Source organism: Nocardia jiangsuensis, from assembly GCF_042650385.1.
In the GTDB taxonomy this organism is placed as follows: Bacteria; Actinomycetota; Actinomycetes; order Mycobacteriales; family Mycobacteriaceae; genus Nocardia; species Nocardia jiangsuensis.
Genome location: NZ_JBHSAX010000019.1, coordinates 454,311 through 480,487, shown reverse-complemented (window position 1 = coordinate 480,487; position 26,177 = coordinate 454,311). Strand labels below are relative to the sequence as shown.

Sequence of the window (26,177 nt, the reverse complement as noted above, 5' to 3'; positions counted from 1 at the left end):
TCTCCCGGGCTGCACTTCTCGAATATGCGAGAATAATTCTCGATTTGACGAGATGAGAATACGATTCTGGACGAGGAGGAGTCAACGGTGCGCGGATCAGCCCCGACCTCGCGAGTGCTCGACATCGTGGAACTGCTGGCGCGGGCCGGGGCGGAGCCACTGCGCTTCTCCGACGTGGTGCGCACGCTGGAGCTCACCCAGGCAACCGCGCACGCCATCCTCACCACGCTGTGCGAGCGCGGCTGGGCGGTCCGGGATCCGCGGGACAAGACCTATGTCCCCGGCCCGGCGCTCACCGCGCTCGCCGCCGGAGTCCAGGCGAGCCGCCCGCTGGCGGCCGCCGCTCGCGCGGCCGCCGCCGAACTCGTCGCCGAACTCGGCTACGCCGCCTCTGTCGTCGAGCGGGTCGGCGACCACCTCGTGATCACCGCCTTCCTCGCCGGCGACGACGACCAGCGCCCGGCCCGCCCCGGCGAGCGCATCCCCTACGCACCGCCCTTCGGAGCCGCCTTCGCGGCGTGGGCGCCCGCGGCCCAGAAGCGCGAATGGATCGGGCGCGCGGGCGGCGACGGCACCGTGACCGCGCGGCTCGAACAGGTCCTGGCCCGGACCCGCGACCGCGGCTTCGACGTCGACTGGACGACCCCGGCGCTGATGCAGGCCGCTCAGCTCGTGGAGCGCCTCGACGAGGAGGGGCTGCCGCCGCACGTGCGCCGGATCATGGACACCCTGGTCGCCGAGTTCACCTCCATCGGGTATCTCTCCGACGACGATCCGGGGCGCGAGTCCCGGCCGGTCTTCAGCATCACCGCACCGGTGCTCGACGAGCGCGGGAACGTCGCCATGATCCTCGGCGCTCACCCGATGCGCGTTCTGGACGCCGCGCGGATCGCCGAGGTGGGGCAGCACGTGATGCGCGGAGCCGACATCTGACGTTCTCGGGTCACGGGGGGCCGGAGTGACCGCGGCGGCGGCGCTCGGCACGCGGTTCGGGATCCAGGTCCGGCATGAACCGGTCGGCGCCGGGACCCGCGAGAAAGGCCGCGTCCACCTCGGCCCCGGGGGCGTCCGCCGCGGACCCGCACCGAGTACGTCCGCGTGCGCCGGCACCACTTCGTGCCGGCGCACGCGCGCTGATCAAGGTTTGCGGGCCACCGCGCCGTAGGCCGAGATCGTCTGTGGGTGACCCACTTCGGTGGGCTGGGGCCGCCAGTGGGTGATCGGGACGAAGCCGGGCTCGACCAGGTCGAGCCCGTCGAAGACGGCTTCGATCTGCCCCTTGGGCCGGGGCACGTAGGGGGCGCCGCCGGTGCCGGTGTACTCCTCGCACAGCTGCACGTAGGCGGCACTGTCGTCGGTGCCGTCCCACAGCACCAGGTAGCTGCCCGACGGGACGGCGGCCAGCACGGTGTTCACGATGCGGCGCAGCTCGTCGTAGGAGCTGGCGTGGCCGAGCACGCCCATGAACATCACCGCGATCGGGTGGTTGAAGTTCAGGACGTTGCGGGCGTCGGCCACGATCTGCTCGGGCTCGTGATAATCGCACTGCACGTAGGTGGTGACGCCCTCGTCGGTGGTGCTGGTGAGCAGCGCCCTGGCGTGCGTGAGCACGAGCGGGTCGTTGTCGACGTAGACGACCTTCGCCTCCGGCCGGACGGACTGGGCGACCTCGTGGGTGTTCTGCATGGTGGGCAACCCGGTGCCGATGTCGAGGAACTGCCCGATCCCGGCCTCACCGGCGAGGAACCGCACCGCCCGAATGAGGAATTGGCGCGATTGGATCGCCATGGTCGTGATGTCGGGGTCCACCGCGATCCCGGCGTCGCCGGCGATCTTGTCGATCTCGTAGTGGTCTTTTCCACCCATCCAGTAGTTCCAGATCCGGGCCGAATGCGGAATATCGGTCCGGAGGGCCGAGCCGGGGGCATCGGACATGAGCAGCACGCTCCTGATCGGGCCCGAGCCACAGCGAGCACGGGCTGTTGAGACGAGTTCTTCGTCTGCGACAGTACAAGATTCAGCCGCCTCGACACGCCGATCCGGCCCTGCTCACCCGGCATCGACGAACTACCCGTCCAGCGCGGTGCGCAGCGCGGCGGCGAAAGCGTCGGGCTCACCGTGCATGCCGAACTCGCCGCCGAGGAAACCGTCGTGGTCACCGGGGAAACGCACCGCCCGAGCGCCGAGCGCGACCGCGAGCGCCGCACCACCGCGATGGGCGAGCTCGCCCTCGGACTTCTCCCCCACCGCGAGCACGATCCGGGTGCGCGCCGCGCGCAGCGCCTCGATGTCGTGCCGGTACGAGGTGCAGGTGCGGATGTTCAGCCCGACCAGCGCATCGCCGCGGTCGCCGTCGTCCTCGGCGGGGAGCCCGAAGGTCGCGGGGTCGGGCGCGGGGCGATCCAGGTAGTCGGCGGGCAGCTCGCCGCGCAGCGACACCAGGGCGATGAACTTCGCCATGGCCCGGCCCATGCCGCTGGCGTAGTAGGTGGCGCGCAGGTCGTCGCAGACAGCGTCGATGATGTCGCGATCCGGCAGGAACTGGCTGCTCGGCGGCTCGTGCGCGACCAGCGTGCGCACCAGCCCCTGATCCCCGGCTACCAGCGCGAGCGCGTTCACCGCGCCACCACTGCTGCCGAACACGTCCACCGGTCCGACGCCGAGCGCCTCGATGAGGCGGCGCAGGTCGTCGGCGTGCTGCTGCGGGGTGCACTCGGCGGCGGCGTCGGTGCGCTCGGTGCGGCCGGTGCCGCGCGGATCGTAGGTCACCACCGCGCGGTCGGTGAAGTGCCCGGCCAGGGTGGGGAAGCCGCCGGCGTCCATCGGCGAGCCCGCCAGCAGCAGGGCGGGGTACGGGCCGGAGCCGAGCTCGCCGCGGATGTCGTAGCGCAGGACGGCGCCGGGCACCTCGAGGATGCGGGTGTCCATGGTGTCCGTGGTGGTCATGCGGGTGTCCTTCCGGTCGGGTTCACCGGATTCGACGGGACGGGGTCGGGGAATTCATCGGTGTCCCCCTCCGGCCGCCCCCGTCCGGCGCGCCCGCACTCGACCGCACAGCCTTGACCGACCGGTCGGTCACTGCCTAACGTCGAGCACGGCGCCTGGTTCGGGCGGGAGCGACGGGAGTGGACGCATGATCCTTCGGGTTGGCACCGACCACGGGGAGGTCGCCGTGCACCTGGCCGGCCGCGACCCGGCGCAGGCACCGGGAATACTGCTCTTGCACGCGAACCCGGGCGACCATCGCGATTTCGACGAGATAGCGACGGCGCTCGGCCGCCGGTGGGCGATCGCCGCGGTGGATTGGCCCGGGTACGGGCAATCCGGGGTGTGCGACCCCGCCGCCGTCACCGTGCCCGCTCTGGTCGCCGTCGCGGAGACGGTCTGCGCGGCGCTGTCGTCGCACGGCTTCCGCGAGCTGATCGTCATCGGCAGCAGCGTCGGCGGCTACGTGGCGCTGCGGCTCGCCCACCGCGCCGATGTGGCCGGCGTGGTGGCCGTGTCACCGGCCGGTTTCGCGCCGCTCAACGTCGCCACTCGCCTGCTGTTCCGGATCATGAGCGGGCCGAGAACGGGGCCGGCGCTGGTGGCCCCGAGTGCGCGGGCGTACCTGGGGCCTGCGCGGGGCGGGGTGCGGGCGATCTACGAGCGGGCGGTCGCGCTGGTCGATGATCCGGCCCGGCTCACCGTCTACCGCAGTATCTGGGCGGCGCTCGCCGACCCCGGCCTGGATCTACGCGGAGACCGGCCGCGGGCCGAGGTACCGGTGCAGGTGGTGTGGGGCCGGAACGATCCGATCAACCCGTGGGCGGTGAGCAGGAAGGGCGTGGCCGCGGTTCTCCCGCACGCCGAGGTCGCGATTCTGCCCGCGCGCCACGAACCCTACGCCGAATGCCCGCAGCGGTTCCTCGACGCGGTCACCCCGTTCCTCACCCGCCATGCCGCGAGCAGCGCGTGAGAGCGGCCGCTCCGGGGCGCGCTGCTGCGCCCCGGTCGGGAACCGCCGAACTCGATCATGAGGGCGCGAGCCCGAGGTGGCGGCGGGTCTCCGCGAGGACCTCCCGCTGGAAATCCGGATCGCGGGAGAGCGCGGAGGAGTCGCCGCGCCCGCCCGCACCGGCCCGGACATAGCTGCCGGTGGGGTGGCCGGGCAGCGCGGTGGCCGCGGCGAGAATCGTGCGTGCCGGCCGCTCGGGACCGGCCATGAACGGCTTGCCGAGCAAGCCGATCAGCCGCAGCGGGCCGCCCGCCCGGCGCTGGAATCCGGTACGCACCGACCCCGGGTCCACGGCGAGCACATCGACCCGCCCCGCCCACTCCCGCGCCAGGGCGTAGGTGAAGGCCAGGTCGACGAGTTTGCTCGTCCGGTACGCCCCCATCTGGGTCCAGCCGGACGACAGCGTCCACTCCGCGGCCGGGCGCGCCCCGCGCTCCAGGAACGAGGTCACCATGATCACCCGCGGCAGCGAACCCCGCCCGGTCAGCGCCGGCTCGAGCGCGAAGGTGAGGCCGGCGACCGCCAGGTGGTTGACCGCCATCGTGCGCTCCACCCCGTCGACCGTGAGCCGGTGCCGGTCGAAGGCCGCACCGGCATTGTTGACCAGCACATCCACCCCGTCCGGTGCCGCCGCGCGCACCTGCCCGGCGAGCTCACCGACACCCGCGAGGGTCTCGAGATCCGCGACCACGGGGAGCAGCCGTCCGGGCAGCTCCCCCGCCGATTCGATCGTCGCGCGCACCCGCTCCGCGGCGCGGCCGTGCACCAGCACGGTCCACCCCGCCCCCGCCAGCTGGTGCGCCACCGAGCGCCCGATCCCACTGGTCGCCCCGGTCACCACGGCGACCGAATGTGGTTGTACTCCAATTCGTTCCATTTCTCTCATTCTGCGAGTGCAGAATGGAATCGCAATACCAGAACTCGGGAAGGACAGCCGGTGACGGTGACGGCGGAGAGCTTGACGGCCAAGGGGCGGCGCAGCCGGTCCCGGATCATCGAGGCCGCCTCGGAGCTGATCCTCGCGCACGGCACCACCGCGACCACCATGGAGGCGATCCGGCTCGCGGCCGAGGTCAGCACCTCGCAGCTGTACCACTACTTCGCCGACAAACGAGACCTGCTCGCCGCGGTCATCCAGGCCAGGACCGAGGTCGTCGTCGCCAACGAATGGGTGACCGGGCTGCGTTCGCTGCGCGATCTGCGTGCCTGGCGCGACGCCGTCGTCGAGGGGGCGCGGGCAACGGGGTGGCGCACCGGTTGCCCGCTGGCCTCCTTCGCCGAGCAGATCGGCGACACCGATCCCGAACTGCTCGAACTCGTCGCCCGCGGCCTGCGCCGGCTCACCGATACCGTGGCCGCGGGCCTGATTCGCATGCGCGACTCCGGCGAGCTGCTGCCCGACGCCGATATCGCCCGGCTGGCGTTGCTGATCGTGACCGCCTACGAAGGGGGGATGCTCGTCGCCCGCGCGCAGCGGGACTGCCTGCCCCTCGAGGTCGCCCTGGACGCCGCGATCGACAGGGTCGCGGCCGAGGCGATTCCGGCAGCGGCGGGATCCGTCCGAGGCCGTGCCGACCAGCCCGCTCGCAAGGTCGACAGCGCTGTGCTGCAACGACATTGAGCATCGACCGGCCGTCGGCTCGCTGTCGGCGGGTCGGTCGCCGCACCACCCGGATTCTTCGGTCGCATCGCGCGTGGCCCGATCGTCGATCCTGTATTCTGGTCGTTCGCTGTGAAGCATGCGCTCCGCCCCGTTGTCGCCGTGAATCGGGTCCGGCGCACAGCCGACGAGGGTCGGTGCAGGGTCGGGGTGTCGAGCGGCAGCGTGATGGAGGCTTTCGACAACGTGGTTCGTGACGACCACCCGGAACTGACGCGATCGTGGCGAGCTGCACTGCTGGCCGCGGGCCAGGAGCTGTCGCCGGAGCCACCGCTGGCCGAATTCCTCGAACGCGCGGAACGGGATCTCTCCGCGATTCCCTTCGATCCCGCGGCGGGTACCGGCCTCGGGTCGAAGCTGGCCGAGGCCGGGCTTCGACACTCCGCGGTCCCGGTCGTGTCGGCACCGGTGGTGTGCGCACTGGCCGAGCAGCTCGGGGCGATCGGCCACGCCCAGGTGGCGGCCTACACCTCGGCCCTCGGCCAGGGGCATCAGCGCGCAGTCGCCGACGCGGGTGGCATCCGCGCGGCACGGCTGCAGCTGCTGTTCGACAAGTCCGCCGCCGCGATCGCGCTCGGCGACACCGAGGGCCGCATCCTCGAGGCCAACCAGAGCCTCGCCGACATGATCGGCGTCCCGGTCGAGACCCTGACCGGCATCTCGGTCTACGACTTCGCGCACCCCGACAATCACGCCCAGCTCCGACGGCTGCTCTACGAGGAGCTGATCCCGGCCGGGAAGGGCACCGTCTCACTGCGGCAGCGGCTGCTGCGCGCCGACGGCACCATCGGCTGGATGAACGTCGGCATCACCTACGCCGAGGGCAGCACCGCCGACGACCCCGACTACCTCATCGCCATCGGGGCCGACGTCACCGACCAGTACCAGCATCAGCTCGAACTCCACCGCCAGGGACGCCACGACCCGCTCACCGGCCTGCCGAATCGCAGGCACCTGATCGAGACGATCGAACGCTCCAGCGGCACCGCCGCCGACGGTGACCTCGCCGGGCTGTGCTTCCTCGACCTGGACCGTTTCAAGCAGATCAACGATCGCTGGGGACACCACATCGGCGACCGGGTCCTCAGCGCCGTCGCCGACCGGCTGCGCGCCGATCGCCACGAACACGGCGACTCCATGATCGCGCGTATCGGCGGCGACGAGTTCGTCGCCCTGATCCCCCCACCCACCACCCCGGAGACGGTGACCGCCATCTCGCGGCGCCTCGCCGAGGTGTTCGCCGAGCCGGTGACCGTGGACGGGCTCACCCTGCGGATCACCGCGAGCATCGGCGCCGTCGCCACCCCGATCGCCCGCTCGGACGCCGAGACGCTGCTGGCCACGGCGGACGCGGGGCTCTACTCCGCCAAGAGCAACCGGCCCATCGCCGAGACCACCGTGCACACCCGCGGCGCGACCGAGCCGCGCCCCGCTTCGCCACCCGACGGGAAAGCCCTCCGGAACACCACCGCGGAGCAGCCGCCGTTCGGAACATCGCTGTCGATCGACGGGCAGAAGCCGGATCCGGAACGGAGCTCCTTCGTCGCGGGAACATCGCATTCGGTCGCCCGGGAATTCACCCCCGACATCGACGCCTCGACCAACGGGATCGCCAGGCCGACACCGTGATCACGAGCCGGAAGCCGACGTCGTGCTTTCTGCCGTCGAATCGCGTGCCGATCAGCTCGGGCACGATCCCCGGAAGCCGTTGGGCAGCGCGGGGTCCTCACCGTTGGCCAGCGCGGCGGGCGGGGTCGCGACCGCGGCGGCGGCATCGATGGCGCGCAGCGCGGCGCGGGCGAGCAGCAGCTCGGCGCTCGGCAGGCCGAGTGTGGCGCGCTCGGTGGCGGACAGCGGGTGCTCGCCCGCCTGGATGAGCCGCTCGCCGGCGACCCCGTACGCCTGGACCGATTTCTCCAGTGAGTACAGCCCGACCGGCCCGTCGACGGCGGAGATCGCGGCCCGCACGTCGGTGACCATCGCGGCGAGGTCGCGGTAGGGGCCGACGCCCGCCTCACCGAGGGTGATGCCGCCCTCGCCCCCGTACTCCCGGCGAATGTCGTCACCGTAGTGGAGCTGCAGGCCCGGCCCCGGGTCGATGCCGAAGGCCTGCTGGTAGACGGTGCGCATCGTCATGAACAGGATGCCGTCGTACTCGTCGTCGCCGATGAGCGGCATGTCCGAGAAGTCCGAGAACGCCGCCGTGCCGTCCAGCGCGTCGTCGATCGTGAACGGGTAGGCCGATGCGGTGACGGCGTAGCCGCGGTCACGCAGGCCCCGCACGATCTGCCGGTACTCGTCGGCGGCGCGGCACTGGCGGCGCGGGCCGGCATTGCGCGCGAGCGCGCCCAGCGTGCCGGCGGGATCCGTTCCGACCCGGAAGATCGCGTCGGTGTCCTGGATCGACGACTCGAGGTCGAGGGCGACGGCGGTGAAGTGCAGCTCGTTGCCGCGCGCCCAGCGGTCGAACTCGTCGACGGCCGCGGCGACGAGCGCGCTGTTGTCCTCGTTGGACCAGTAGCCGTCGCTGTAGGGAAGCTGGATCAGTGCGGTGACCGGGACACCGCGGCGGGCGGCCTCGCCCAGGAACGGCAGCACCTCGTCGCGCTGCGGGCGACCGGCGGGGAGCGGGCCGAAGTCGCGGCGGTAGCGCAGGTTGAAACCGAGCGGTGTGCGGTTGCGCTCGAGCACGTCCCAGAGCTCGGGGGTGTAGGCGCCGAGGTCGCGCGGCAGGTCCCAGTAGTCGTCGGGCTCGGGCAAGCCGTAGCCGGCCAGGCCGGACGAGCCCTGCATCTCCTCGCCGACCCAGAACATCAGGCGCGCGGGCGCGGCGGCGGCATCGGCGTCGGCGGGGGCGGCGAGCAGCGCCGCGGCGAGCGCGGCGACGAGAAAGGTCTTCATGGTGCCTTCGAGACGGGGTACGAGGACGCGCTGCGCTACCGGACGCGCTTTTCGGTCGCATCGGCCGGCGCGGCGCTTTCGGCCATGGGGGTCAGCACGGCTCTGGCGAAGGCGCGCAGTTCGGTTTCGTTCCGCACATCCGGGTCGTGCGGGGGCAGGGCCAGGTAGGTGAGGAACAGGCGGGCGAAGACGTCGGCGACCCAGCGGGCCTGGCGTGACGGCTTGCCGGGGCGCCCGCCGTGCAGATGCCGGGCGATGAACGCCGTTCCGGTGTCGAGGAATTCGATGCCGGGGGTCGTGGCGAGGTCGAGCACCGAGCCGGGTGCGCTCTCGCCCATGCGGCGCAGCATGGGGTGCGCGCGGGCGAAGGAGACCGCGGCCAGGAAGGCCTCGACCACGCGGTCGCTGGGGCGGCCGACACTGTCCATGCCCGCCGTCACCGCGGCGAGGAAGCGTTCGGTCTCGCGGGCGACCAGGGCGCGCACCAGGTCTTCCCGGCTCGGGAAGCGGCGGTAGACGGTGGTGCGGCCGAGAGCGCTGCGGCGCACGACGTCTTCCATCCGGACCCGGTCGAGGCCGACGGCGCCCGCCTCGGCGACCGCGGCGTCGAGGATGCGGTGCGCGCTCGCGTCGGTGTCGGCGACGCGGTGGGTGGCGGCGCGGTCGAGGAACTCCGACAGCGTGACCGGCTCTGGGCTCATCGGCTGATTATCGCCAACGGCTGCTCGGCCGCCGGCGTCGCACCCGCGCGGAGCCTGGCCTGTCTGGCGTAGGGCGGTTCGCCAACGACCCAGCGGGTCAGGGGCGCGCTCGTGCGCAGGTAGGGCGCGAAGACCAGGGTGTCGGTGAGCGGTGCGTGGTGGTAGCCGGTCAGCCGTCGCGCCCACTCGGGGGCCAGGCTCATGCCCGCGTGCGCGACGTACGCGTGCAGCACACGATCGAGCGGGCCGGGCGCGCGGATCGGCAGCAGCGGTGCGGTCATGAGGAACTCGAAGAACTCCAGGGTCTGCTCGGTCACCGCCAGCCGGGGGCGCATCGCCTCGACGTAGTCCGCGAGCTCGGCCATCGTCTCCGGGATGTCGCTGCCGCCGCCCAGTCGTCCGATGACGGCCTGTTCGGCGAGGTACCGGTCCCGCTCGCCGGGGGTGAGCGGGGAGTTGTTGCGCTCGTAGCTGCGCAGGATCATCCAGGGGATGGCGGTGTGCACCCAGGTGAGCAGCTCCGGATCGAGCGCGTCGAAGGGCACGCCGTCGGGCCTGGTGCCGTTGATGTGCCCGTGGATCGTCTTGACCTGCCCGATCAGCCCGGCCGCCGCATCGGTGTTGCCGAAGGTGGTGGTCAGGACGTAACCGAGGGTGGTGCGGGCCCGCCGGAACGGGTCCTCCCGGTAGTTCGACAGCTGGCCGACCCCGGCCATGACCGAGGGATGCAGCAGCTCCATGACGATCGCGGCGGTCGCGGCGCTGATCACCGAGCCGAGGTCGGCGGTGATCTTCCAGGACACGCTGCCCGGGCCGCAGAGCCCCGGGTCGCCTGCGGGCCCGCCGTAGACGGCCGGGTCGTCGTGCCTGCCGCCGATGCGTTCCATGGCGGCGAGGATGTTGTGTTTGATCGCGTTCACGACGCCCCTCGGCATAGATGGTACTGATTGAGCACTGAACGTACCACACCTCATATGCCTCGTCGAGGTACATATGGAACGATTAGCACTTCATCAGTACCTGGGATACTGTTCCCCGGGCTGTCGAAGAAGGCTCCTGAAGAACGCGAGAAACAGTGCTACGCACACCGATAGACCTGCCGGCCCCGACTCCGGCCGCGCGCCGGCCGGGGCCGGGCCACAGCCATCCCACCGGCCATCGGCACCGCCGCGATCCCGCCCGGTCGCAGCACTCCCCCGCGCACGGCGGCGAGCCCGCCCCGACCGCCGAGCGCAAGCAGCTCCGCGGCGCCGCGTTGCGGGACAGGCTGGTCGAGACCGCGGCCGAGCTGTTCTACGAGCACGGCGTCCACGCGATCAGCGTCGACGAGCTCGTCCGGCGGACGGGGACGGCCAAAGCGAGCGTGTACCGGCGCTTTCCCACCAAGAACGACCTGGTCCTCGCGGTACTGCACCGCCACGACACGAATTTCTGGGCCCGCTGGGACCGGACCGCCGCCCAGCACAGCGATCCGCGCGAAGAACTCGGCGCCCACCTCGCCGGGTTCCAGGAGCTGACGGCGCGCACGGGCTACCGCGGGTCCGCCTTCGTCAATATCGCCGCCGAGTTCGGCCACGCCGAAGTGCGGCAACGGTGCCTCGACCACGACCGTGAGCTCGCCCGGCGGCTGGGCGCGCTGACCGCACGCCTCGGTGTCGCCGACGGCGACCGGCTCGCCGCCCACCTCCACCTCGCCATCGTCGGCGCCTTCGCGATCGGCGGGCTACACCCCGCCGGGCCCCCGGCCGGACACCTCGGCGCCCTGGCCGACTCCCTCCTGGCGACTCCGGGAGCAGCAGTACCCGCGTGACCGGAGGTGAGCCACCATCGACACCGCCCCGGACCCAGCGGACCCCGGTCCGCGACACTCGGGTCCGCGGCCTGTACCGAATCGCGGAGTTGCTGCTCTAGGCTCCCGATCAGCGTCTCGCGCGGTCGCTGTTCGGGCCTGCCTGCTCGCTGCCGTGTCCATCGATGGAGGGAGAGACACCATGTGGGATTCGTTCTGGGACTTCCTGTGGGCGGGCGTGGTGATCTTCGCGTTCGTCGCCTACCTCATGATCCTGTTCAACATCCTGGTGGACCTGTTCTGGCGCGACCACAGGACCTCGGGCGCGCTCAAGGCGGTCTGGCTCATCGGGCTGATCGTGCTCCCCTACCTCACCGCGCTGGTGTACCTGATCGCCCGCGGCCGGGGCATGGCCGAACGGGCCCGCGAATACGCCGCGACGACCAAGCGGGAAACCGATGCCTACATCCGCGAGGCCGCCGGACGCTCCCCCGCCCAGGAGATCGCGCACGCCAAGGAGCTGCTCGACGCGGGCACCATCACCACCCAGGAGTTCGACGCCCTCAAGACCAAGGCCCTGAGCCGCGCCTGAACCACCGCGCGGCCGAGAGTCCGGTCGAATCGTGGACATGGTGCCGACACCCTCGATCCCGCAACTCATCCTCGCCGGCACCCCGGGCTCCTTCGCCCGCGCCGTCTTCCACGAACGCCACCCGAAACCCCTGACGGGCATCGACGCCTCCGCCCCGCTCGAGACCGCCGAGCTGCACGGCACCACAGTCACCGGCCAGCTCGACACCCTCGACCGGCTCGATGCCCTCGACTCCCGTGAACGCCGCGACCAGCCGCTGCTCGCCCGCCTCTGGGGCAATCGCGCCGACCTCGGATTCCAGCCCACCGCCGCCGAGAGCGTGGGTGCCGCTGGTGCGCAACAACGTCGAGCACCAGCAGCCGGCGATGTGGCGGTCCGCAACGGCCGCTCCCGGCTCACCCTCGAGGGTGGCGAGGGGAGGTCGAGGCCACCGCCATCCGCCTGCGGTCCTCGAGGGCGCACAATGATCGAGAGGGCGCCGACTTCACCGATGTCGAGCTCGCACCCGCTCGAAGAGACAGCGATCGAGTTCATCGCCTATCCCCCGGGATGCGCACGGCTCATGAGGAAGGCAAGCATGGACCACGACATCGTCGACCCGATTCCGCGCCGCGCTGCGTGCAAGCATCTCCATGCGGCCAACCGCCGCATGTACCGCAGTGCGCGGCCCGGTACGGCAGCGCGGGTGCTGAACCGCTTCGCGGAGTTCATCTTCACCGCAGGCGTCCTGTCACCCGGCCACGCCATGACCCTCGAGGTCGCCGGGCGACGTACCGGACGCCCGGTGACGCTCCCGATCGCGGTCGCCGACCATGACGGGCAACGGTATCTGGTTTCCATGCTGGGCCAGAACGCCGGCTGGGTGCGCAATGTCGCAGCGGCCCACGGCCACGCCGCGCTGTACCGGCGCGGCCGCGAGGCGGTACAGCTCACCGAGGTCCCGGCTGCGGACCGGGCACCCATCCTGCGCCGGTATCTCGCTGTCGCTCCCGGCGCCCGGCCGCACTTTCCGGTCGACCGCCGGGCCCCGCTCAGCGAGTTCGAGCGGATCGCATCCCGATACCCTGTCTTCCGCATCGACCCCCTTCCTCGGTAGGCCGTCGCGCAACCGTTCGGCGTGTGCCTCGCCGCAGGCGCCGGAATGTTGCCGATATTCGTTTCCGACAGATAAATGCCAGTCTATGCCGAGTAACATATAGACCCGGCGGAAGCATCTTTCGATACTGTCTCACCACCTCAGGCCGCAGATGAAGGTCACCTGGGAAAGTGAACGAATCAGTCTTCAGAAACACGAAGCACCAAGAATGACCATTCACTTCCAGTTCGATGAAACATGTTCTACAGTTCGGCTCACCAGAAATTCACCCGAGGAACAAACGGAAAAGCCGAGCCTTGAACCTGACCCGACGCGCGCGCCGCCGAGCTATGACCGCTGTACAGCACCACACCGCCCGACTTCAGCCCTTCTCCCTGTCCGAGTTCGGTCGCATCCTGTCCGAGCACAGCGGGATTCCGGTGCGGATAGGCGCCAGCACGACCCTGCCCCGCTCCATCGCGGGCCAGTGGTTGCGCACCGAGGCGGAAGATGTCATCGAGTACGCCGCCGACCTACCGGAGATCGCTCGGATCAATACCGTGCTCCACGAAGCGGGTCACATCCTGCACGGACACGAGGGCGACGGACACCTCCTCGAAACCGGGCTGGCACTGTGCTCGATCCTGAGCCCGACCGCCATCGCGAATTTCGCGCATGTGCGTTACCGCTCGGCCTACGACAGCAGCAGCGAGCGCCAGGCCGAGACCTTCGCCCGCCGGACGCTGCGCACCATTCTGTGGAGCGACGCCGACACCACCGAATCCGCCGAGATCATCTCCGCGCTCGGACTCCGGCACACTCGGCTCTGCGCCACCCTCGACCTGCTGCGCCGACGGAAGGAGCAGGGGTGATGACGATTGTGAACACGGTGGTCGGGGTGCTGATCCTGATCGGCGTGGTCACCCTGCTCTGGCAGCTGGGCCCGCAGGGGCCGAGGGGCAAGCTGACGCCGGTCCTCGCGCTGCTGCTGCTCGCGACCAGCTACGTGCTGGTGATTCCGTTCTCGGTGCGGCTGTTCGACCAGATCCGGACGAATCTCGCCTTTCCGCTGAGTCATCTGTGTTCGCTGGGTGCGATGGTCCCCGCTCTGCTGTACACCCGCTGCCACCTGTCGACGACCCCGCTCCGGCATCGCGAGCTGGTCGCGACCGCGGCGGCTTACACAGGCGTCGGCGTGCTGCTGGTGTACCTGTTCCTCAGCGCGCCGGAGCAGTCCGAAGGCACCGGCTTCGGCCTCGATTCGGCGAGCACTCCGCGCATGCAGATCTACTGGTTGGCACAGGCTCTGGTGCTGAGTCACGCCACAGCCACGATGGCGCGGGTGATCATCCGCGCGCGGGCGCGGGAGCGGAGCCGGCGCCGGGCTCTCCTGAGCGTCCTCGCAGCGGTGGCGCTCGTGTTCGCCGGATACGAGGTGTGGCTGATCGTCATCATCACGGTGTGGCCTGCGGGTCCGCCGCTGTGGGCGCAGTCTTTCGGCTACACCCTGCAGATCGTGGCCGGCACGCTGTTGGTCACGAGCATCATCGGCCCGGCGGTACTCGGCACCTACCGAAGTGCCCGGTTGGCGCGGTTCTATCTGGAACGGCTGACACCGCTGCACTCCTGGCTGACCGAGCGCTATCCGCAGGTGCGATTCCGTGCACACGTGGCCAAGCGTCAGGAGACCAGGGTCACCGACATGCTGATCGAGATCAGCGACGCCCTGCGCCTGCTGCAATCCGACGCCCCGACGCTCGCTGCGGCCCACGGACTCGAAGACGGCACCATCCGCGCCGCGGCACGGAACAGTCCACACCACGCGGCCTACGAGTTGACCGCGGCGGAGCTTTTCGACTCCCGGGATCACGCGCCCGGTGCGGGCGATCGCACGGGCGAACCGAGATCGGCGGACAGCCTGCGGTAACCGTACAGGGTGACCAGCCCGCGGCGCTCGGGCGGTGCGGCGAGCCGGAGTGCGGGAAACCGTTCGAACAGTCCGCGCAGCGCGGCCGCGCCCTCGATCCTGGCAAGCGCGGCACCGAGACACACGTGCGCACCCGCACCGAACCCGAGATGCTCGCGCGCGTTGGGGCGGGTGATGTCGAATCGGCACGGGTCGGCGAAGATCTCCGGATCACGGTTGGCCCCGGCGAGCAGCAGGATGATCATCTCGCCTGCGGCCACCCGCTCCCCGGCGAGCTCCACGTCGCGATGGGCAGTCCGCACGGTCATCTGGACCGGACTCTCCAGGCGCAGGATCTCCTCGACAGCCGCGGGCCACAGCGCCGGTTCCGCGCGCAATCGAGCGAGTGCACCGGGGTTCTCGAGCAGCAGCACGATGCCGTTGCCGATCAGATTCACCGTGGTCTCGAAGCCCGCGTCGATCAGAAGCGCCGCATTGGCCGCGATCTCACGGTGGCTCAGCGTGGGGTCGGTGATCATCGGATCGAGCACGGTCTCGCCGAGTTCACCCCGGCGGATCCGCGGAATATGTTCGTGCAGATAGCGATCGAGATGACGCAGGCTCGCGACCGCACGGCGGAACGCCGCCCAGGAAACGCCGATGTCGAGCAGCACCGCGGCCGAATCTCCCCATTCGAGCAGATGCGGATGCATGTGGTCCGGAAGGCCGAGCAGATCGGCCATGACCGCCACCGGCAGCCGGGCCGCGTAGCCGGTCAGCAGGTCGGCGTCCCCGGTGAGCTCCGCCAGCAGATCGGCGGTGATCGTCTCCACCCGATCACCGAGCCGCTCGATGGCACGCGGGGTGAAGCTGTGCGCGACCGCTCTGCGATATCGGGCGTGGTCCGGCTCGTCGACCATGAGCATCGACGGCGGCTCGACCGGGTTCGGGATTCCGGGATCGGCCCAGTTCATCAGTGCGGGCATGGGCTGCGGGAGTCCGGTTCCGACCGGATTGGTGACGCCGAACCGACTGTCCCGCAGCACGCTTCGGCAGACTTCGTAATCGGCGCTCACCCGCACGAATGGCGTCCGGACCAGGCCGCCCCGCGCGCGCAATCGGTCGAAGAGCAGGTTTCGCTCCATCGGCTCGGCGCGACCGAGCAGCAGGCGCGCCAGCGGATCACCGCGCAACGCCCGCACCGAGAGAAAGGCGCGGGGAACGCCCTGCATCGCCATCCATCGAACCCATAGGGACGCGCTCACCAGCACCCTCTTCCTCGGTTCCGAAGATAAAGCAAATTTCATCCTAGATCGCGCCGGCAAGGACTGTCGATGCACGAGCAAATTATGCATTTCGAGTGCGGACCACTTCCGCCGTGACCGGTGCACAGCGATGATGGGGTCGCACAAGCCGGGCTTCGAGAAGGGTGGAAAGAATACATGGATGTACGGACGATCAAATCATTCGACCTGGCCTATCGTGGAATCGACGAACGTTTCCGGGTGGCCGACGATTGCGAGCTCTACTACGAACTGGAGGGCACGGGCCCCTGCGTGACGTTCGTTTCCACGATCTACGTCGTCAGTACCTCGTGGCGCAACTTCACACGAAACCTGGTGCGGAACAACCGTCTGCTCACCTACGACCTGCGCAATCAGGGTGCCTCGTCGGGCGCCCCGACCGGATTCGACCAGCACACCTCGGACCTGCTGCAACTGCTCGATCACCTCGGAATCGAGCGCACATACCTCGTGGGATCCTCCCTGTCGACGGTGATCTGCCGGGACTTCGCCGTCCGCCATCCCGATCGCGTCGCCGGGCTCGTGCTCGTCGGCCCGACCTTCAGCCCCTGGGGATCCCGGCGGCGCACCCGGATCATGCGGTCCTGGCTGACCGCGCTCGAATCGGGCGGCCCACGGCAACTCTTCGACGTGATGTATCCGCTGGTGTTCGGCGATCGCGCGCAGGGCATCGGCGGCGGCGCCGCATACCTGGCGCTGCGCGAACGGTTTCTGGCCATCAACTCCGCCGCTCAGTTGAGAGCGAATCTGACCGACGCGCTGGAGACCACCGTCGATGCGGAGATGCTGCCGCGGGTGACGGCGCCTGCCCTGCTGCTCGCGGGCGACGACGACTTCTGCATCAGCCCGTCCGGCCTGCGCAAGCTGGCCGATATGATGCCGAACGCGCACGCTGAAGTGTTCGACGATTGCGGGCATCTGCCGTTCTTCGAATCCACCGAGCGATTCGAGCGGTCGCTGTGCGCGTTCGTCGAAAAAGTCGAAGCGCAGCGGCAAGCTGCCTGAATCCGGATTGTCGGCGCCCCTTGCACAGTGGTTGACCGATCGGGAATTCGCTTCCTAATTTCATTTCCATGTGGGACGCCGTCGTCAAATTCTCCGGTCGATACGCTTTTCTGATCATCGGGCTGTGGGTTCTCGTTGCCGCCGCCGGAAATCTCTGCGTTCCGCAGGTGGAACATACCGCGCGCACCCATGCGCGGGGATTCCTGCCCCACGAAGCGCAGGTCAACGCCGTCGGCGCGATCATGGCCCGAGAATTCGGCGACGGCGGCGGCGCCAACCTCAATTACCTGGTCTTGGAGGGCGATCACGAACTCGGCCCGGCCGAGCGCGCCTACCACGACGACCTGCTGGGGCGGTTGCGCGCGGACACCGCGCACGTGGAGTCGGTCATGGACCTGTGGTCCGATCCGATCACCGCCGGGGGCGCCGAGAGCGTCGACGGCAGAGCCGCGTACACCATGCTGCGGCTGCGCGGCGAGCTCGGCGCCGCGCAGGCCAACGAGTCGGTGGCGGCGGTCAGGGCGATGGTGGCCGACCACCCCGCTCCGCCCGGCCTGCGCACCTACGTCTCCGGGCCGGGCGCCGTCATCTCCGACCAGATCACCGCGATCGACGAACAGATGCTGCTCATCACCGGCGCCACGGTGGTGCTGATCGCGCTGCTGCTCCTGCTCGTCTACCGGAACCTGGTCACCGCGCACGTGCCGCTGCTGGCCGTCGGCCTGGCCCTGGCGGTGACCAGGCCGGTCATCGCCTTCCTCGGCGAACGCGACCTCATCGAGGTATCGATCTTCTCGGTGTCGCTGCTCGGTGCCCTGGTACTCGGCGCCGCCACCGACTACGCGATCTTCGTCCTCGGGCGCTACCACGAGATCCGGCGGACAGGGGTGCCGCACGACGAGGCGCTGATACTCGCCTATCGCAGCGTCGCACCGGTCATCCTCGGCTCCGGGCTCACCGTCGCCGCCGCGCTGGCCTTCCTCGTCCTGGCCGACATCGGCATGCTCAGCAGTGCCGGATTGCCCTGTGCCATCGGGGTCCTCACCGGCATGCTGGCCGCGCTGACCTTGCTGCCCGCGATCATCTCCGTCGCAGGCAGGCGAGGATTCCTGCAGCCGCGGCCGCGGCCGCGAACCGGCCGGCCGGATGGCCGCTGGCGGCCGATCGGCACGCTCGTGGCCAGGTGGCCGGGCCCCGCGCTGGTCGGGTCGATGCTGGTGCTCATCCTCTGCGCACTCCCGGCGGCGCAGACCCGCCTCGGCTTCGACGAGCTGGCGGCGATCCCGGAATCGACCGAAGCGACCGCCGGTTTCCAGGCCATGGACCGGCACTTCCCGGCGAACAGCCTGCTGCCCGAGATCGTATTCCTCCGATCCGAGCACGATCTGCGGAATCCGGCGGGTGTGATCGCGGTCGAGCGGGTGACCCGCGGCATCATGGAGATCCCCGGCATCCGCATGGTGCAGTCGGCCTCGCGGCCGTCCGGGTCGATTCCGGAACAGGCCGCGCTCACCACCCAGGCGGGGCTGGTCGCCGATCAGATCGACAGCGGCACCGCGCAGATGGCCGAGCGGCTCGGTGCCATCGACGAGGTGTCGGCCGCGCTGCGCCGACTCGACGCGGCCATCGGCCGGCTCCAGCTCGGATTGTCCGGCGCCGCGGACGGTCTCGGTGAACTCGACCAGGGCGTCGGTGTCATGCAGTCCGGCATGCGGACATTGCACGACAACGTGGCCAGGGTGTCGGAGTACATGGCCCCGCTGCGCGACTTCACCGCCGCCAACCCCGACTGCGCGCGCGACGGGCTCTGCGCCATGGTGCTCGACGCTGTCGAGCCGGTGGACGCCGTGGTAGCCGCCACGGAGTCGATGACCAGCGGCGCCGTGACGCTCGGCGGCGGCGCGCGCGACCTGGCGCAGGTCTTCGCCGTGACCGACGCGTCGGTGGAGACCATCCGCGCGACCGTGTCCCGGCTGGGCGCTGTCACCGCGCAGCTCACCACCGCCGTTGCCGAGACCAGGACGATGTTCTCCGGGCTCGTCGAGTACCTGCGGGCCATGCGCACCGATTTCCAGGGCAGCGGGGAGGGCGGGTTCTACCTGCCGCAACAGGCCTGGGGGGACTCCCGCTTCCAGCGTGCCGCACAGCTGTACTTCTCCCCGGACGGTCGTTCGGCCCGGCTGATGGTGTTCGGCGAGGGCGAGATGTTCGGCGCCGACGGCGCCGAGCGGGCCGCCGAGATCCTGCTCGCGGTGCACGAAGCCACCAAGGAGGGAACGCTCGCCGGAAGTACCGCGAACACGACGGGGTTCGGTACCGGTACCGCGGAGCTGCGCGAGTTCGTCATCGACGACTTCCTGCTGCTCGCCGTGGCGGCGATGGCCATGGTGTTCCTCATCGTGCTCGTCATGCTGCGCAGCCCGATCGCGGCCGCGGTCGTCATCGGCACGGTGGTGCTCTCCTACGCCTCTGCGATCGGGATCAGCACGGTGATCTGGCAGGATGTGATCGGCAAGGACCTGCACTGGCCGGTCCCGACGATCGCGCTCATCGCGCTGGTGGCCGTCGGCGCGGACTACAACCTGATGCTGACCATGCGGATCCGCGAAGAGGTGTTCGAGCGCGGCGCCGGGCTGCGCACGGGCATGATCCGCGCCTTCGCCGGCACCGGGGCGGTGGTCACGGTAGCGGGCCTGGTCTTCGGCCTCACCATGTTCGCGCTGCTCACCGGCTCGGTGCTGAGCATCATGCAGGTGGGTACCGCGGTCGGCATCGGGCTCTTGATCGATACGCTGATCGTCCGCACCTTCGTGGTGCCCGGCATGGCCGGGTTGCTCGGGCGGTGGTTCTGGTGGACGCCGACGCCCCTGGTGCGCGGGTTGCTCCGGCACCGGCCCGAGCGCTCGGCGCCGCGGGCGAGCACCGGGCAGGTGCCGGTCGCCGCAGCACCGGAGCGCGTACCGGTGCGGTCCGAGCTCCGCTGACCCGACGACGAAGGGCGGCGCCCGCTGCGGGGCTCCGCCCTTCCGGTACGCGTGGTCTCCGGCTACCCGGAGGCGCCCCGCCGCGCGGCGGCGTAGGCCGACTCCACCTCGCGCCGGAGATTCGACTCGACGTGCCGGATCGCTCGCGCGGCGACCACATCGTTCATCCGGCGCATCGCCGCCGCGGCGAGCCCGCCGGGGAGCCGGTACTCGACCAGGATGCGGATCTCGGTGCGCTCCGCGGCGCGCGGGCGGAACTCGACGCGCGCCCGCACCTGCGGCGGATCCGCGGACTCCAGCACGATCAGCGCGCCGTCCACCCACTCCGTCGCCACCAGCTCGAAGCTGAACGACAGCACGCCCGAGAATGATGCGGCGAACCGCGCGCCGACACCTGCGGCGCGATCGCCGCGGGGCTCGAAGCGGGAGATCCCGAACATCCACGTGGGCACGGTGCGGGGGTCGGTGACGAAGGCGAAGGCGAAATCATCGGAGGCAGCCACGTCGGCACGACGATCCACAGAGGCGAGCATGTTTCCCGCTTACCGGCGCGCGACCGCGCGACCTGATCGATTATTCGGACGATGTCGGAGAGGTTCGCGGTCCGGCCGGGTTTCGGGCGAACGGACTCCACCAGTTGGCCGCGCCCATCAACCGGACGAGCGCGGGGACCAGCAGCATGCGGACGACGGTGGCGTCGATCAGGATGGCCAGCGCCATCCCGAGCGCGGCCACCTTGATCAGGGTGACCTCGGAGAGCGCGGCCGCGCCGGTCACGATCACGAACAGCGCGGCAGCCGTCGTGATGATCCGGCCGGTCTTCGCGACGCCCTCGCGCACGGCCGCTTCGGTGTCCGCGCCACGCTCGTGCGCCTCGATCATGCGGGACATGAGGAAGACCTCGTAATCGGTGGAGAGCCCGAAGACGGCGACCACCACCACGATCAGCGCGGGCGTCGGCAGCGGTCCGGGTTCGGCGCCGAGCAGGCTCGCGCCGTTGCCGTCGACGAAGATCCAGGTGAGTACCCCGAAAGTGGCGCTCAGGCTGACCGCCGCCATGAGAACCGCTTTGAGCGGCAACAGGATCGAGCGGAAGGCGATGGTCATGACGAGCAGCGTCGCGGCGATCACGATCGCCAGGGCCAGCGGCACCGCCGCGACGATCGACTCGTTGCTGTCGGCCCGGAGGGCGTTCATGCCACCCACCTGCACGGTCATGCCCTCCGGTACCGGAATCGCGCGCACCGCGGCCACCATGTCCTCGGCGCCGGTGGAGAAGTCCGGACTCGTCGAGAGCGCGCGCAGCAGCACAGCGTCACCCTGCTCGGCCAGCCGCACCACCACCCGGACGCCTTCGGTCCGCTGGACCTCCCCGGCCAGCCACGACACCGCGGCGGCGGGGGGCGCGCCGCCGTCCACACCGCGGATCAGTACGGTCGCGCCCTCGCTCGCGTTCGGGAAACCCGCCGAGAGCTCGGCCTGCGCGACGCGTACGGCGTCGTCGGCCGGCAGCACGTCCGGGTTGATCCCGCCCATCCGTACTCCGAGGAACGGCGTGCTCAGCGCGAGCAGGAGCCCGGCGACGGCCACCGCGACGACGACCGGCCTGCGCATGACCGCCGTCGCCAACGCGGCCCAGCGCCGCTCGGCCCGCTCTTCACCGCGCCGCGCGGCCCCGCGCCGCCACGGCAGGGCGTTGATCCGCTCCCCCATCATCGACAGGGCGGCAGGCAGCGCGGTGACCGAGACGAAGGCGGCGATCGCGATCGCCGCGATCGCACCGAAGCCGAGGGAACGCAGCATCGATGGCGGGAAGACCAGGGTGCCCGCGAAGGCGCACACCAGCAGCAGCGCCGAGAAGGCTATGGTCCGTCCCGCGGTGTGCGTGGCGCGCTGGGCCGCCACCACCGGGGTCCGGCCGTCGCGGAGCTCCTCGCGGAACCGGCTCACCATGAACAGGCCGTAGTCGATGGCCAGACCGAGTCCGAGAATGGAGGCGATGTTCAGCGCGAAGGCGCTCACCCCGGTGACCATGCTCAGGGCGCGCAGGGCGCCGAGCGCGCCGATCATGGCCAGCCCCCCGACGACCACCGGCACCGACGCCGCGACCAGACCGCCGAAGACCACGACGAGCAGGAGCAGCATGAGCGGGATGGCGACCGATTCGGCGATCACCACGCTCGTCAGCGACCGCTGGTTGAAGGCATCGATGACCGGGATGAATCCGGCGAACTCGGTGTCGACGCCCGGCACGACCAACGCCGCGCGCAACTCGGCGTAGTGGGCGAGCTGATCGCTCATCGAGCCGTTCGAGCTGATGCCCGCGATCGCCCGGCGCCGGTCGGCGGAGACCATGGCCGCCTGTCGCAGCCCGCCCGCCGTCCAGTAGGACTCGATCGGCTTCGCCAGGCGGTCACCGGGGACGGCGGCCAGCCGCTGGAGTACCTGCGGCCGGATGTCGTCGAGGGTCTTGCCCTCCGGCGCGGTGTAGACGACCACGACATCCGGGGTCTGTTTGCCGAACGCCTGAACCGTCAGCCGGTCGGTGACAGCCGACTCGCTGGCCGGATCCTCGTACCCCGCCAGATCGAGCTCGTCCAACACTCCGGCCCCCCAGGCACCGCTGAGCAGGATCAGCACGACAGTGACGGCCACGACCCATCGAGGACGTGTGGTCGCGAACCGTGCCCACCGCTGCATATTCCAACCCCTCGGTCGTCGAGCGGCGTCGAACGTCGCTCGCGCCGCGGTTGCCCCGACAACAATGTGCTGGGTCTACACGGTGGTGTCAATCATGCTCGTGCGGAACATTTTTGATCATCTGCGCTTCCCCTTCGCGCCGTCCGAGCGGGGTCGCGCGCAGGATGCCGCCCTGCGCGGGGACGAGCACGAGCGCCTTGCGCCGGATGCGCTCCCCGCCGCCGGCCGCGACCCCGGACAGATCCGCGATCCGCAGGATGGACTGCACCACCGAGCGGGTCTGGAAAACGCCCATGTGATCACCGAGGCAGCGGTGCGGACCGCCGCCGAAGGGGATGTGCCCGAACGGGGTCCGGCGACTCTCCAGGAATCGTTCCGGTCGGAACACTTCGGGGTCGGGGTAGAGCTCGGCGCTGCGGTGCACGGCGCGGATGACCGGCAGGATCAGCGTGTTCGGCGGGAACACGTGCTCGCCGAGGGCGAAGTTGCGGCGGGTGATGCGGCCGACGAAGGCCAGCGGGGGCCGCAGCCGCAGAGTCTCCTGCACGATCGCGTCCATGTACTCGTGCCCGGTGCCGTCGCGAGCCTCCGCGATCGCCCTGGCGTAGATATCGGGGTGGTACACCAGCCGCTCGAGCACCCAGCTGGCGAGCGTGGCCGAAGTCTCGTGCCCGCCGATGAGGATCGTGAACAGCTGATCCCGCAGTTCCCGATCGGTCAGCGGCTCCCCCTCGGCGCGCAGGAGCAGATCGAGCAGATCGCTGTGCTCGATCTCGGGGTGCGCGCGCCTGCGGGCGATCTCGCCGAACACCAGTTCGTCGCAGCGGGCGCGGACCCGCCGGAAGCCGCGCCACAGCCGCAGCCCGCCGAGCTGACGCAGCCCGTACCGGAACGTCGCCTGCGGCGAGGTGGCCGTGGCGAGCAGTTCCCGCATGGGTGGCATCCACCGCGACATCTCGGCATCGGGTATGGACAGCGACATCTTCAGGATCAGTTCCAGCGACAGGTCCAGCATGGACGGGTGCACGAGTACCCGGTCCCGGCCGAACCAGGTGCGCGTCTCCCGCTCGGCGCTGTCGGCGATGAACGTGGCCCACGTGGCCAGCGCATCACCACGCAGCCCGGGCAGCAGCACTCTGCGCAACCGGCGATGATCGGGACCGTTGAGCAGAAACAGCGACCGATCGCCGTAGAGCAGTTCCAGCGCGCGGTTGGCGCCGGCGGAATCCACCAGCTCGTCGGGGGCGGTGAAGAGCGGCTTGATGAGCGCCGGATCGCGCAGCAGCACCAGTTGCGCGCCGCCGGGGAGGAAGTGCGGGAATCGCGGCAGCGGGAGCCACACCACATCGCCGTAGCGGTCGAACTGTTCGTCGATGAGGTCGTCGCCGCGGCGCATCATGCCCCAGAGCAGCGCGGGCCACACCCATATTCGCGGCCCGCGCGGAGCGGTCGGGACGGGTTCGGCCCGCCTCGGGTCGATCGCGGTCATGTTTCCTCCTGGAGCGCGCCGCGGACGAGCGGTACGGAAAGCGGCAGGGTTTCGTGCCTGCGCAGCGAATCGTGCCGATTCGAGATGTGCCCGGGCACCGTCGGCTTCCTGGTGAAGAAGACGAGCATGTCCCGCGTGGCGACGCGCGCGGCGTCGGCCGCCCGGACCGGCGAGAGGCTGTGCTTGAACTCGTGGTCGACGACGAGCAACGTGTCCAGGAAGCTCCGGTGCTGGTACCGGCCGACGCGCAGCTTCGGGTCCACTTCGTCCCATGCGACGGCGTTGGTCTCGCCCATGTCGTGGATGAAGGTGCACGCGCTGCCATCGGTCATGTTCTCCGCGCCGAGCATGGTGGTCATGGTGTGGTCGACGCCGTCGCTGTGCACCCCCTCGAGCGCGGGCTCGCCGAGGAGTTCGGGAGTGGTCACGGTGCGCAGGTGGAACAGCGTGCAGATCCAGTTCGCGCTGTCGTAGTCGAGTTTCGGGCGCCGGGCGATGTCGAGGCCGTCGACCACGAATGCCTTGAAGCGCAGCAGGCCCCGCAGGGCGGGATTCGCCTGCAGGTCGCGGATCTCGGCGAATTTCCGGATCCGGCCGGAATCGTAGCGAACGAAATCCTCGTCGGCCGAGAGCACGAAGGGCTGGAACTCCAACCGGTCGATCCGGCCGGCGTCGTTGTCGAAGACGAACCGGCCGTTCCGAGATTTCCGGAAGGGCAGCGTCGGATCGTCGGGCAGGTCGGTACTGGCGCGTTGCAGCGCCTCCAGGTCGGCGTCGCAGGCTCCGAGCCCACGCAGCAGCCGCGCCATCCGCTCACCTTCGACGAAAATCGAGCGATTCCGGGCGTATTCGGCCCTGATCTCGGCCATCTCGGTGATCGCTCCCCGGACCGCGCGGGCCGCGGGTCCGTCCATCACATCGTGTCGACGCATTGTCATGTCGGAGTCTCCATGGCGGATTCCTGGTGATCGACGAACCACTCCACATAGCGGGACATCTCGTCCGCGCTCAGCGGACAGGACAGGGCGCCCACCCCGAGCACGGCCTCGGAGTTCGAGACGTCGAAGTGTTTCTCGTCGTTCAGATAGGGGCGGTAGAAGCCGAGCTGCTCGTCCAGCTTCTGGTCGACGAGGGTGAAATCACCGGTGTCGTCGACGAACACGGGGCGCACCATCCCGAGCGTGGTGGTCGCGCTGTCCCAGCAGTCGGCGAGCCGGGGCGGGGTGGTGTTGGCGAGATGGTAGATGCCACTGCCCGCGCCGTGGTTCGCGATCCGAACCGCGGCACTCGCCACCAGGTCGATCGGGATGAAGTTGACCGGCGTCTCCCCCGCGGCGAGCAGCCGCAGCGGCCGGAAGTTCAGGAGATCGCCGAGTGATCGCCGGACCGTGGCGCGCGTGCGCTGCAAGCCGTGGATGAAGCCGTACAGCCCGCTGAAGGTCGTTGCCACCCGGGTCCTGCTGTGCCCGATGACGATACTCGGGCGGAAGATGCGGGCGGTGTCGAATCCGGCGCCGGTGACGATGCGCTCGGCGGCGATCTTCGTCCGCTCGTAGTGGTTGTTCGGGGTGGTCGACTCCGGGACCGGAGTCTCCCCGACCCGGCCGCGTCGCTGCCCTGCCACGTAGGCGGTGCTGACGTAGTTGAAGACGGCACAGTCGATCTTGCGGGCCAGATCCACGATGTTCGCGGTGCCCTGCTCGTTGTGCAGCGTGATCTCCTCGGCGCGGACCTCCTCGAACGCGAGCGAGGCCGCGGCGTGCCAGATCTCGGTGACACCGCGCAGATCGCCCGGCTCCACGCCGCCGGTCGGCGCGGTGATGTCGCCGGTCACGGCGCGACAGCGGGACAGTTGCTCGCCGGTGAGCTCGATGTCGTACATGTCCGCACTCGCGCGCAGCGCCGCCCGCAGCCGCGCGGCGCTGGATTCGGCACCGCGTGGGCGGATCAGGCAGACCAGTTCGGCATCGCTGCGGCGCAGCAGTTCCACCGCCAGTGCGCCGCCGACGAAGCCGGTCACGCCGGTGAGCAGCACGGTGTCGCTGGATGTGAGCATGTCGGCTCCTCGGTTGCG

23 protein-coding genes are annotated in these 26,177 nt (G+C 70.1%); 11 read left to right on the top strand and 12 right to left on the bottom strand.

All coding sequences use genetic code 11. The features are described 5' to 3' along the window. Positions 1-87 precede the first annotated feature (87 nt). Positions 88-933, top strand: coding sequence for a helix-turn-helix domain-containing protein (locus tag ACFO0B_RS25350; RefSeq protein ID WP_378615075.1), 846 nt, complete (start codon positions 88-90; stop codon positions 931-933). Between the two features lie 204 nt (positions 934-1,137). On the opposite strand, the gene ACFO0B_RS25345 is transcribed toward ACFO0B_RS25350, so the two are convergent. Then, entirely contained in the window at positions 1,138-1,935 is a 798-nt protein-coding gene (locus ACFO0B_RS25345; RefSeq protein ID WP_378615074.1) for an SAM-dependent methyltransferase, read from the bottom strand. A gap of 132 nt (positions 1,936-2,067) precedes the next feature. Beyond that, positions 2,068-2,946, bottom strand: coding sequence for an alpha/beta fold hydrolase (locus ACFO0B_RS25340; RefSeq protein WP_378615073.1), 879 nt, complete (start codon positions 2,944-2,946; stop codon positions 2,068-2,070). A gap of 187 nt (positions 2,947-3,133) precedes the next feature. Here ACFO0B_RS25340 and ACFO0B_RS25335 point away from each other — a divergent pair, with 187 nt between their 5' ends. Beyond that, complete coding sequence (locus ACFO0B_RS25335; RefSeq protein WP_378615072.1) at positions 3,134-3,958, top strand: alpha/beta fold hydrolase; 825 nt, start codon at positions 3,134-3,136, stop codon at positions 3,956-3,958. Positions 3,959-4,013: 55 nt separating this feature from the next. Here the strand turns inward: ACFO0B_RS25335 and ACFO0B_RS25330 are convergent, their stop codons facing one another. After that, the gene (locus ACFO0B_RS25330) at positions 4,014-4,835 is read right to left on the bottom strand and encodes an SDR family NAD(P)-dependent oxidoreductase (protein ID WP_378615071.1); all 822 of its coding nucleotides are present in this window, start codon (positions 4,833-4,835) and stop codon (positions 4,014-4,016) included. A 99-nt stretch (positions 4,836-4,934) separates the two neighbouring features. Between ACFO0B_RS25330 and ACFO0B_RS25325 the strand changes: the two genes are divergently transcribed. Together ACFO0B_RS25325 and ACFO0B_RS25320 are read left to right on the top strand one after the other, a co-directional pair. Then, positions 4,935-5,618: a TetR/AcrR family transcriptional regulator gene (locus tag ACFO0B_RS25325; RefSeq protein WP_378615070.1), complete on the top strand. Its 684-nt coding sequence runs from the start codon at positions 4,935-4,937 to the stop codon at positions 5,616-5,618. Positions 5,619-5,825: 207 nt separating this feature from the next. Beyond that, positions 5,826-7,286 carry a diguanylate cyclase domain-containing protein gene (locus ACFO0B_RS25320; RefSeq protein WP_378615069.1) on the top strand — a complete coding sequence of 487 codons (1,461 nt, stop codon included), beginning with the start codon at positions 5,826-5,828 and terminating at the stop codon, positions 7,284-7,286. Between the two features lie 51 nt (positions 7,287-7,337). Here the strand turns inward: ACFO0B_RS25320 and ACFO0B_RS25315 are convergent, their stop codons facing one another. From ACFO0B_RS25315 to ACFO0B_RS25305, 3 genes are read right to left on the bottom strand one after another with little or no spacing between them, the layout of a single operon-like run. After that, the gene (locus ACFO0B_RS25315) at positions 7,338-8,558 is read right to left on the bottom strand and encodes a hypothetical protein (protein ID WP_378615068.1); all 1,221 of its coding nucleotides are present in this window, start codon (positions 8,556-8,558) and stop codon (positions 7,338-7,340) included. 35 nt (positions 8,559-8,593) lie between these two features. Further along, positions 8,594-9,259 carry a TetR family transcriptional regulator gene (locus tag ACFO0B_RS25310; protein WP_378615067.1) on the bottom strand — a complete coding sequence of 222 codons (666 nt, stop codon included), beginning with the start codon at positions 9,257-9,259 and terminating at the stop codon, positions 8,594-8,596. Continuing rightward, on the bottom strand, positions 9,256-10,179 hold the full coding sequence (locus tag ACFO0B_RS25305; RefSeq protein WP_378615066.1) for an oxygenase MpaB family protein: 924 nt from the start codon (positions 10,177-10,179) through the stop codon (positions 9,256-9,258). The genes ACFO0B_RS25310 and ACFO0B_RS25305 overlap by 4 nt, the downstream gene beginning before the upstream one ends. A 155-nt stretch (positions 10,180-10,334) precedes the next feature. Between ACFO0B_RS25305 and ACFO0B_RS25300 the strand changes: the two genes are divergently transcribed. The 5 genes from ACFO0B_RS25300 to ACFO0B_RS25280 all read left to right on the top strand — a co-directional run bounded on the left by ACFO0B_RS25300 (position 10,335) and on the right by ACFO0B_RS25280 (position 14,642). Further along, positions 10,335-11,069, top strand: a complete 735-nt coding sequence (locus ACFO0B_RS25300) for a TetR/AcrR family transcriptional regulator (protein ID WP_378615065.1) — start codon at positions 10,335-10,337, stop codon at positions 11,067-11,069. Positions 11,070-11,250: 181 nt separating this feature from the next. Beyond that, positions 11,251-11,640, top strand: a complete 390-nt coding sequence (locus tag ACFO0B_RS25295; protein WP_378615064.1) for a PLDc N-terminal domain-containing protein — start codon at positions 11,251-11,253, stop codon at positions 11,638-11,640. A 37-nt stretch (positions 11,641-11,677) separates the two neighbouring features. Continuing rightward, a complete protein-coding gene (locus ACFO0B_RS25290) occupies positions 11,678-12,736 on the top strand; it encodes a nitroreductase/quinone reductase family protein (RefSeq protein WP_378615063.1) in 1,059 nt (352 codons plus the stop codon). Between the two features lie 230 nt (positions 12,737-12,966). Continuing rightward, positions 12,967-13,587, top strand: coding sequence for a hypothetical protein (locus ACFO0B_RS25285; RefSeq protein WP_378615062.1), 621 nt, complete (start codon positions 12,967-12,969; stop codon positions 13,585-13,587). Further along, positions 13,587-14,642, top strand: coding sequence for a hypothetical protein (locus ACFO0B_RS25280; RefSeq protein ID WP_378615061.1), 1,056 nt, complete (start codon positions 13,587-13,589; stop codon positions 14,640-14,642). The genes ACFO0B_RS25285 and ACFO0B_RS25280 overlap by 1 nt, the downstream gene beginning before the upstream one ends. On the opposite strand, the gene ACFO0B_RS25275 is transcribed toward ACFO0B_RS25280, so the two are convergent. Then, positions 14,582-15,886, bottom strand: coding sequence for a cytochrome P450 (locus ACFO0B_RS25275; protein ID WP_378615312.1), 1,305 nt, complete (start codon positions 15,884-15,886; stop codon positions 14,582-14,584). The genes ACFO0B_RS25280 and ACFO0B_RS25275 overlap by 61 nt on opposite strands. Positions 15,887-16,063: 177 nt before the next feature. Between ACFO0B_RS25275 and ACFO0B_RS25270 the strand changes: the two genes are divergently transcribed. Then, complete coding sequence (locus ACFO0B_RS25270) at positions 16,064-16,930, top strand: alpha/beta fold hydrolase (RefSeq protein ID WP_378615060.1); 867 nt, start codon at positions 16,064-16,066, stop codon at positions 16,928-16,930. Between the two features lie 68 nt (positions 16,931-16,998). Beyond that, positions 16,999-19,914: an MMPL/RND family transporter gene (locus ACFO0B_RS25265; RefSeq protein ID WP_378615059.1), complete on the top strand. Its 2,916-nt coding sequence runs from the start codon at positions 16,999-17,001 to the stop codon at positions 19,912-19,914. 62 nt (positions 19,915-19,976) lie between these two features. Here ACFO0B_RS25265 and ACFO0B_RS25260 read toward each other — a convergent pair whose 3' ends face one another. The 5 genes from ACFO0B_RS25260 to ACFO0B_RS25240 form a co-directional block, all read right to left on the bottom strand. Next, on the bottom strand, positions 19,977-20,435 hold the full coding sequence (locus ACFO0B_RS25260; protein WP_378615058.1) for an SRPBCC family protein: 459 nt from the start codon (positions 20,433-20,435) through the stop codon (positions 19,977-19,979). Between the two features lie 52 nt (positions 20,436-20,487). Further along, on the bottom strand, positions 20,488-22,614 hold the full coding sequence (locus ACFO0B_RS25255; protein ID WP_449289804.1) for an MMPL family transporter: 2,127 nt from the start codon (positions 22,612-22,614) through the stop codon (positions 20,488-20,490). 88 nt (positions 22,615-22,702) lie between these two features. Then, a complete protein-coding gene (locus ACFO0B_RS25250; RefSeq protein WP_378615056.1) occupies positions 22,703-24,103 on the bottom strand; it encodes a cytochrome P450 in 1,401 nt (466 codons plus the stop codon). Beyond that, positions 24,100-25,041, bottom strand: coding sequence for a 2OG-Fe dioxygenase family protein (locus tag ACFO0B_RS25245; protein ID WP_378615055.1), 942 nt, complete (start codon positions 25,039-25,041; stop codon positions 24,100-24,102). Before ACFO0B_RS25245 ends, ACFO0B_RS25250 begins: the two co-directional genes overlap by 4 nt. Then, positions 25,038-26,159, bottom strand: a complete 1,122-nt coding sequence (locus tag ACFO0B_RS25240; RefSeq protein ID WP_378615054.1) for an SDR family oxidoreductase — start codon at positions 26,157-26,159, stop codon at positions 25,038-25,040. Before ACFO0B_RS25240 ends, ACFO0B_RS25245 begins: the two co-directional genes overlap by 4 nt. Positions 26,160-26,177 lie beyond the last annotated feature (18 nt).

Bases quoted from the DNA above. Each gene is read 5' to 3' on its own strand.
- ACFO0B_RS25290 (WP_378615063.1), top strand. From the start codon at position 11,678: ATGGTGCCGACACCCTCGATCCCGCAACTCATCCTCGCCGGCACCCCG.
- ACFO0B_RS25245 (WP_378615055.1), bottom strand. From the start codon at position 25,041: ATGACAATGCGTCGACACGATGTGATGGACGGACCCGCGGCCCGCGCG.
- ACFO0B_RS25270 (WP_378615060.1), top strand. From the start codon at position 16,064: ATGGATGTACGGACGATCAAATCATTCGACCTGGCCTATCGTGGAATC.
- ACFO0B_RS25285 (WP_378615062.1), top strand. From the start codon at position 12,967: ATGAAACATGTTCTACAGTTCGGCTCACCAGAAATTCACCCGAGGAAC.
- ACFO0B_RS25240 (WP_378615054.1), bottom strand. From the start codon at position 26,159: ATGCTCACATCCAGCGACACCGTGCTGCTCACCGGCGTGACCGGCTTC.
- ACFO0B_RS25250 (WP_378615056.1), bottom strand. From the start codon at position 24,103: ATGACCGCGATCGACCCGAGGCGGGCCGAACCCGTCCCGACCGCTCCG.
- ACFO0B_RS25255 (WP_449289804.1), bottom strand. From the start codon at position 22,614: ATGCAGCGGTGGGCACGGTTCGCGACCACACGTCCTCGATGGGTCGTG.
- ACFO0B_RS25310 (WP_378615067.1), bottom strand. From the start codon at position 9,259: ATGAGCCCAGAGCCGGTCACGCTGTCGGAGTTCCTCGACCGCGCCGCC.
- ACFO0B_RS25295 (WP_378615064.1), top strand. From the start codon at position 11,251: ATGTGGGATTCGTTCTGGGACTTCCTGTGGGCGGGCGTGGTGATCTTC.
- ACFO0B_RS25280 (WP_378615061.1), top strand. From the start codon at position 13,587: ATGACGATTGTGAACACGGTGGTCGGGGTGCTGATCCTGATCGGCGTG.
- ACFO0B_RS25315 (WP_378615068.1), bottom strand. From the start codon at position 8,558: ATGAAGACCTTTCTCGTCGCCGCGCTCGCCGCGGCGCTGCTCGCCGCC.
- ACFO0B_RS25340 (WP_378615073.1), bottom strand. From the start codon at position 2,946: ATGACCACCACGGACACCATGGACACCCGCATCCTCGAGGTGCCCGGC.
- ACFO0B_RS25335 (WP_378615072.1), top strand. From the start codon at position 3,134: ATGATCCTTCGGGTTGGCACCGACCACGGGGAGGTCGCCGTGCACCTG.
- ACFO0B_RS25320 (WP_378615069.1), top strand. From the start codon at position 5,826: ATGGAGGCTTTCGACAACGTGGTTCGTGACGACCACCCGGAACTGACG.
- ACFO0B_RS25265 (WP_378615059.1), top strand. From the start codon at position 16,999: ATGTGGGACGCCGTCGTCAAATTCTCCGGTCGATACGCTTTTCTGATC.
- ACFO0B_RS25345 (WP_378615074.1), bottom strand. From the start codon at position 1,935: ATGTCCGATGCCCCCGGCTCGGCCCTCCGGACCGATATTCCGCATTCG.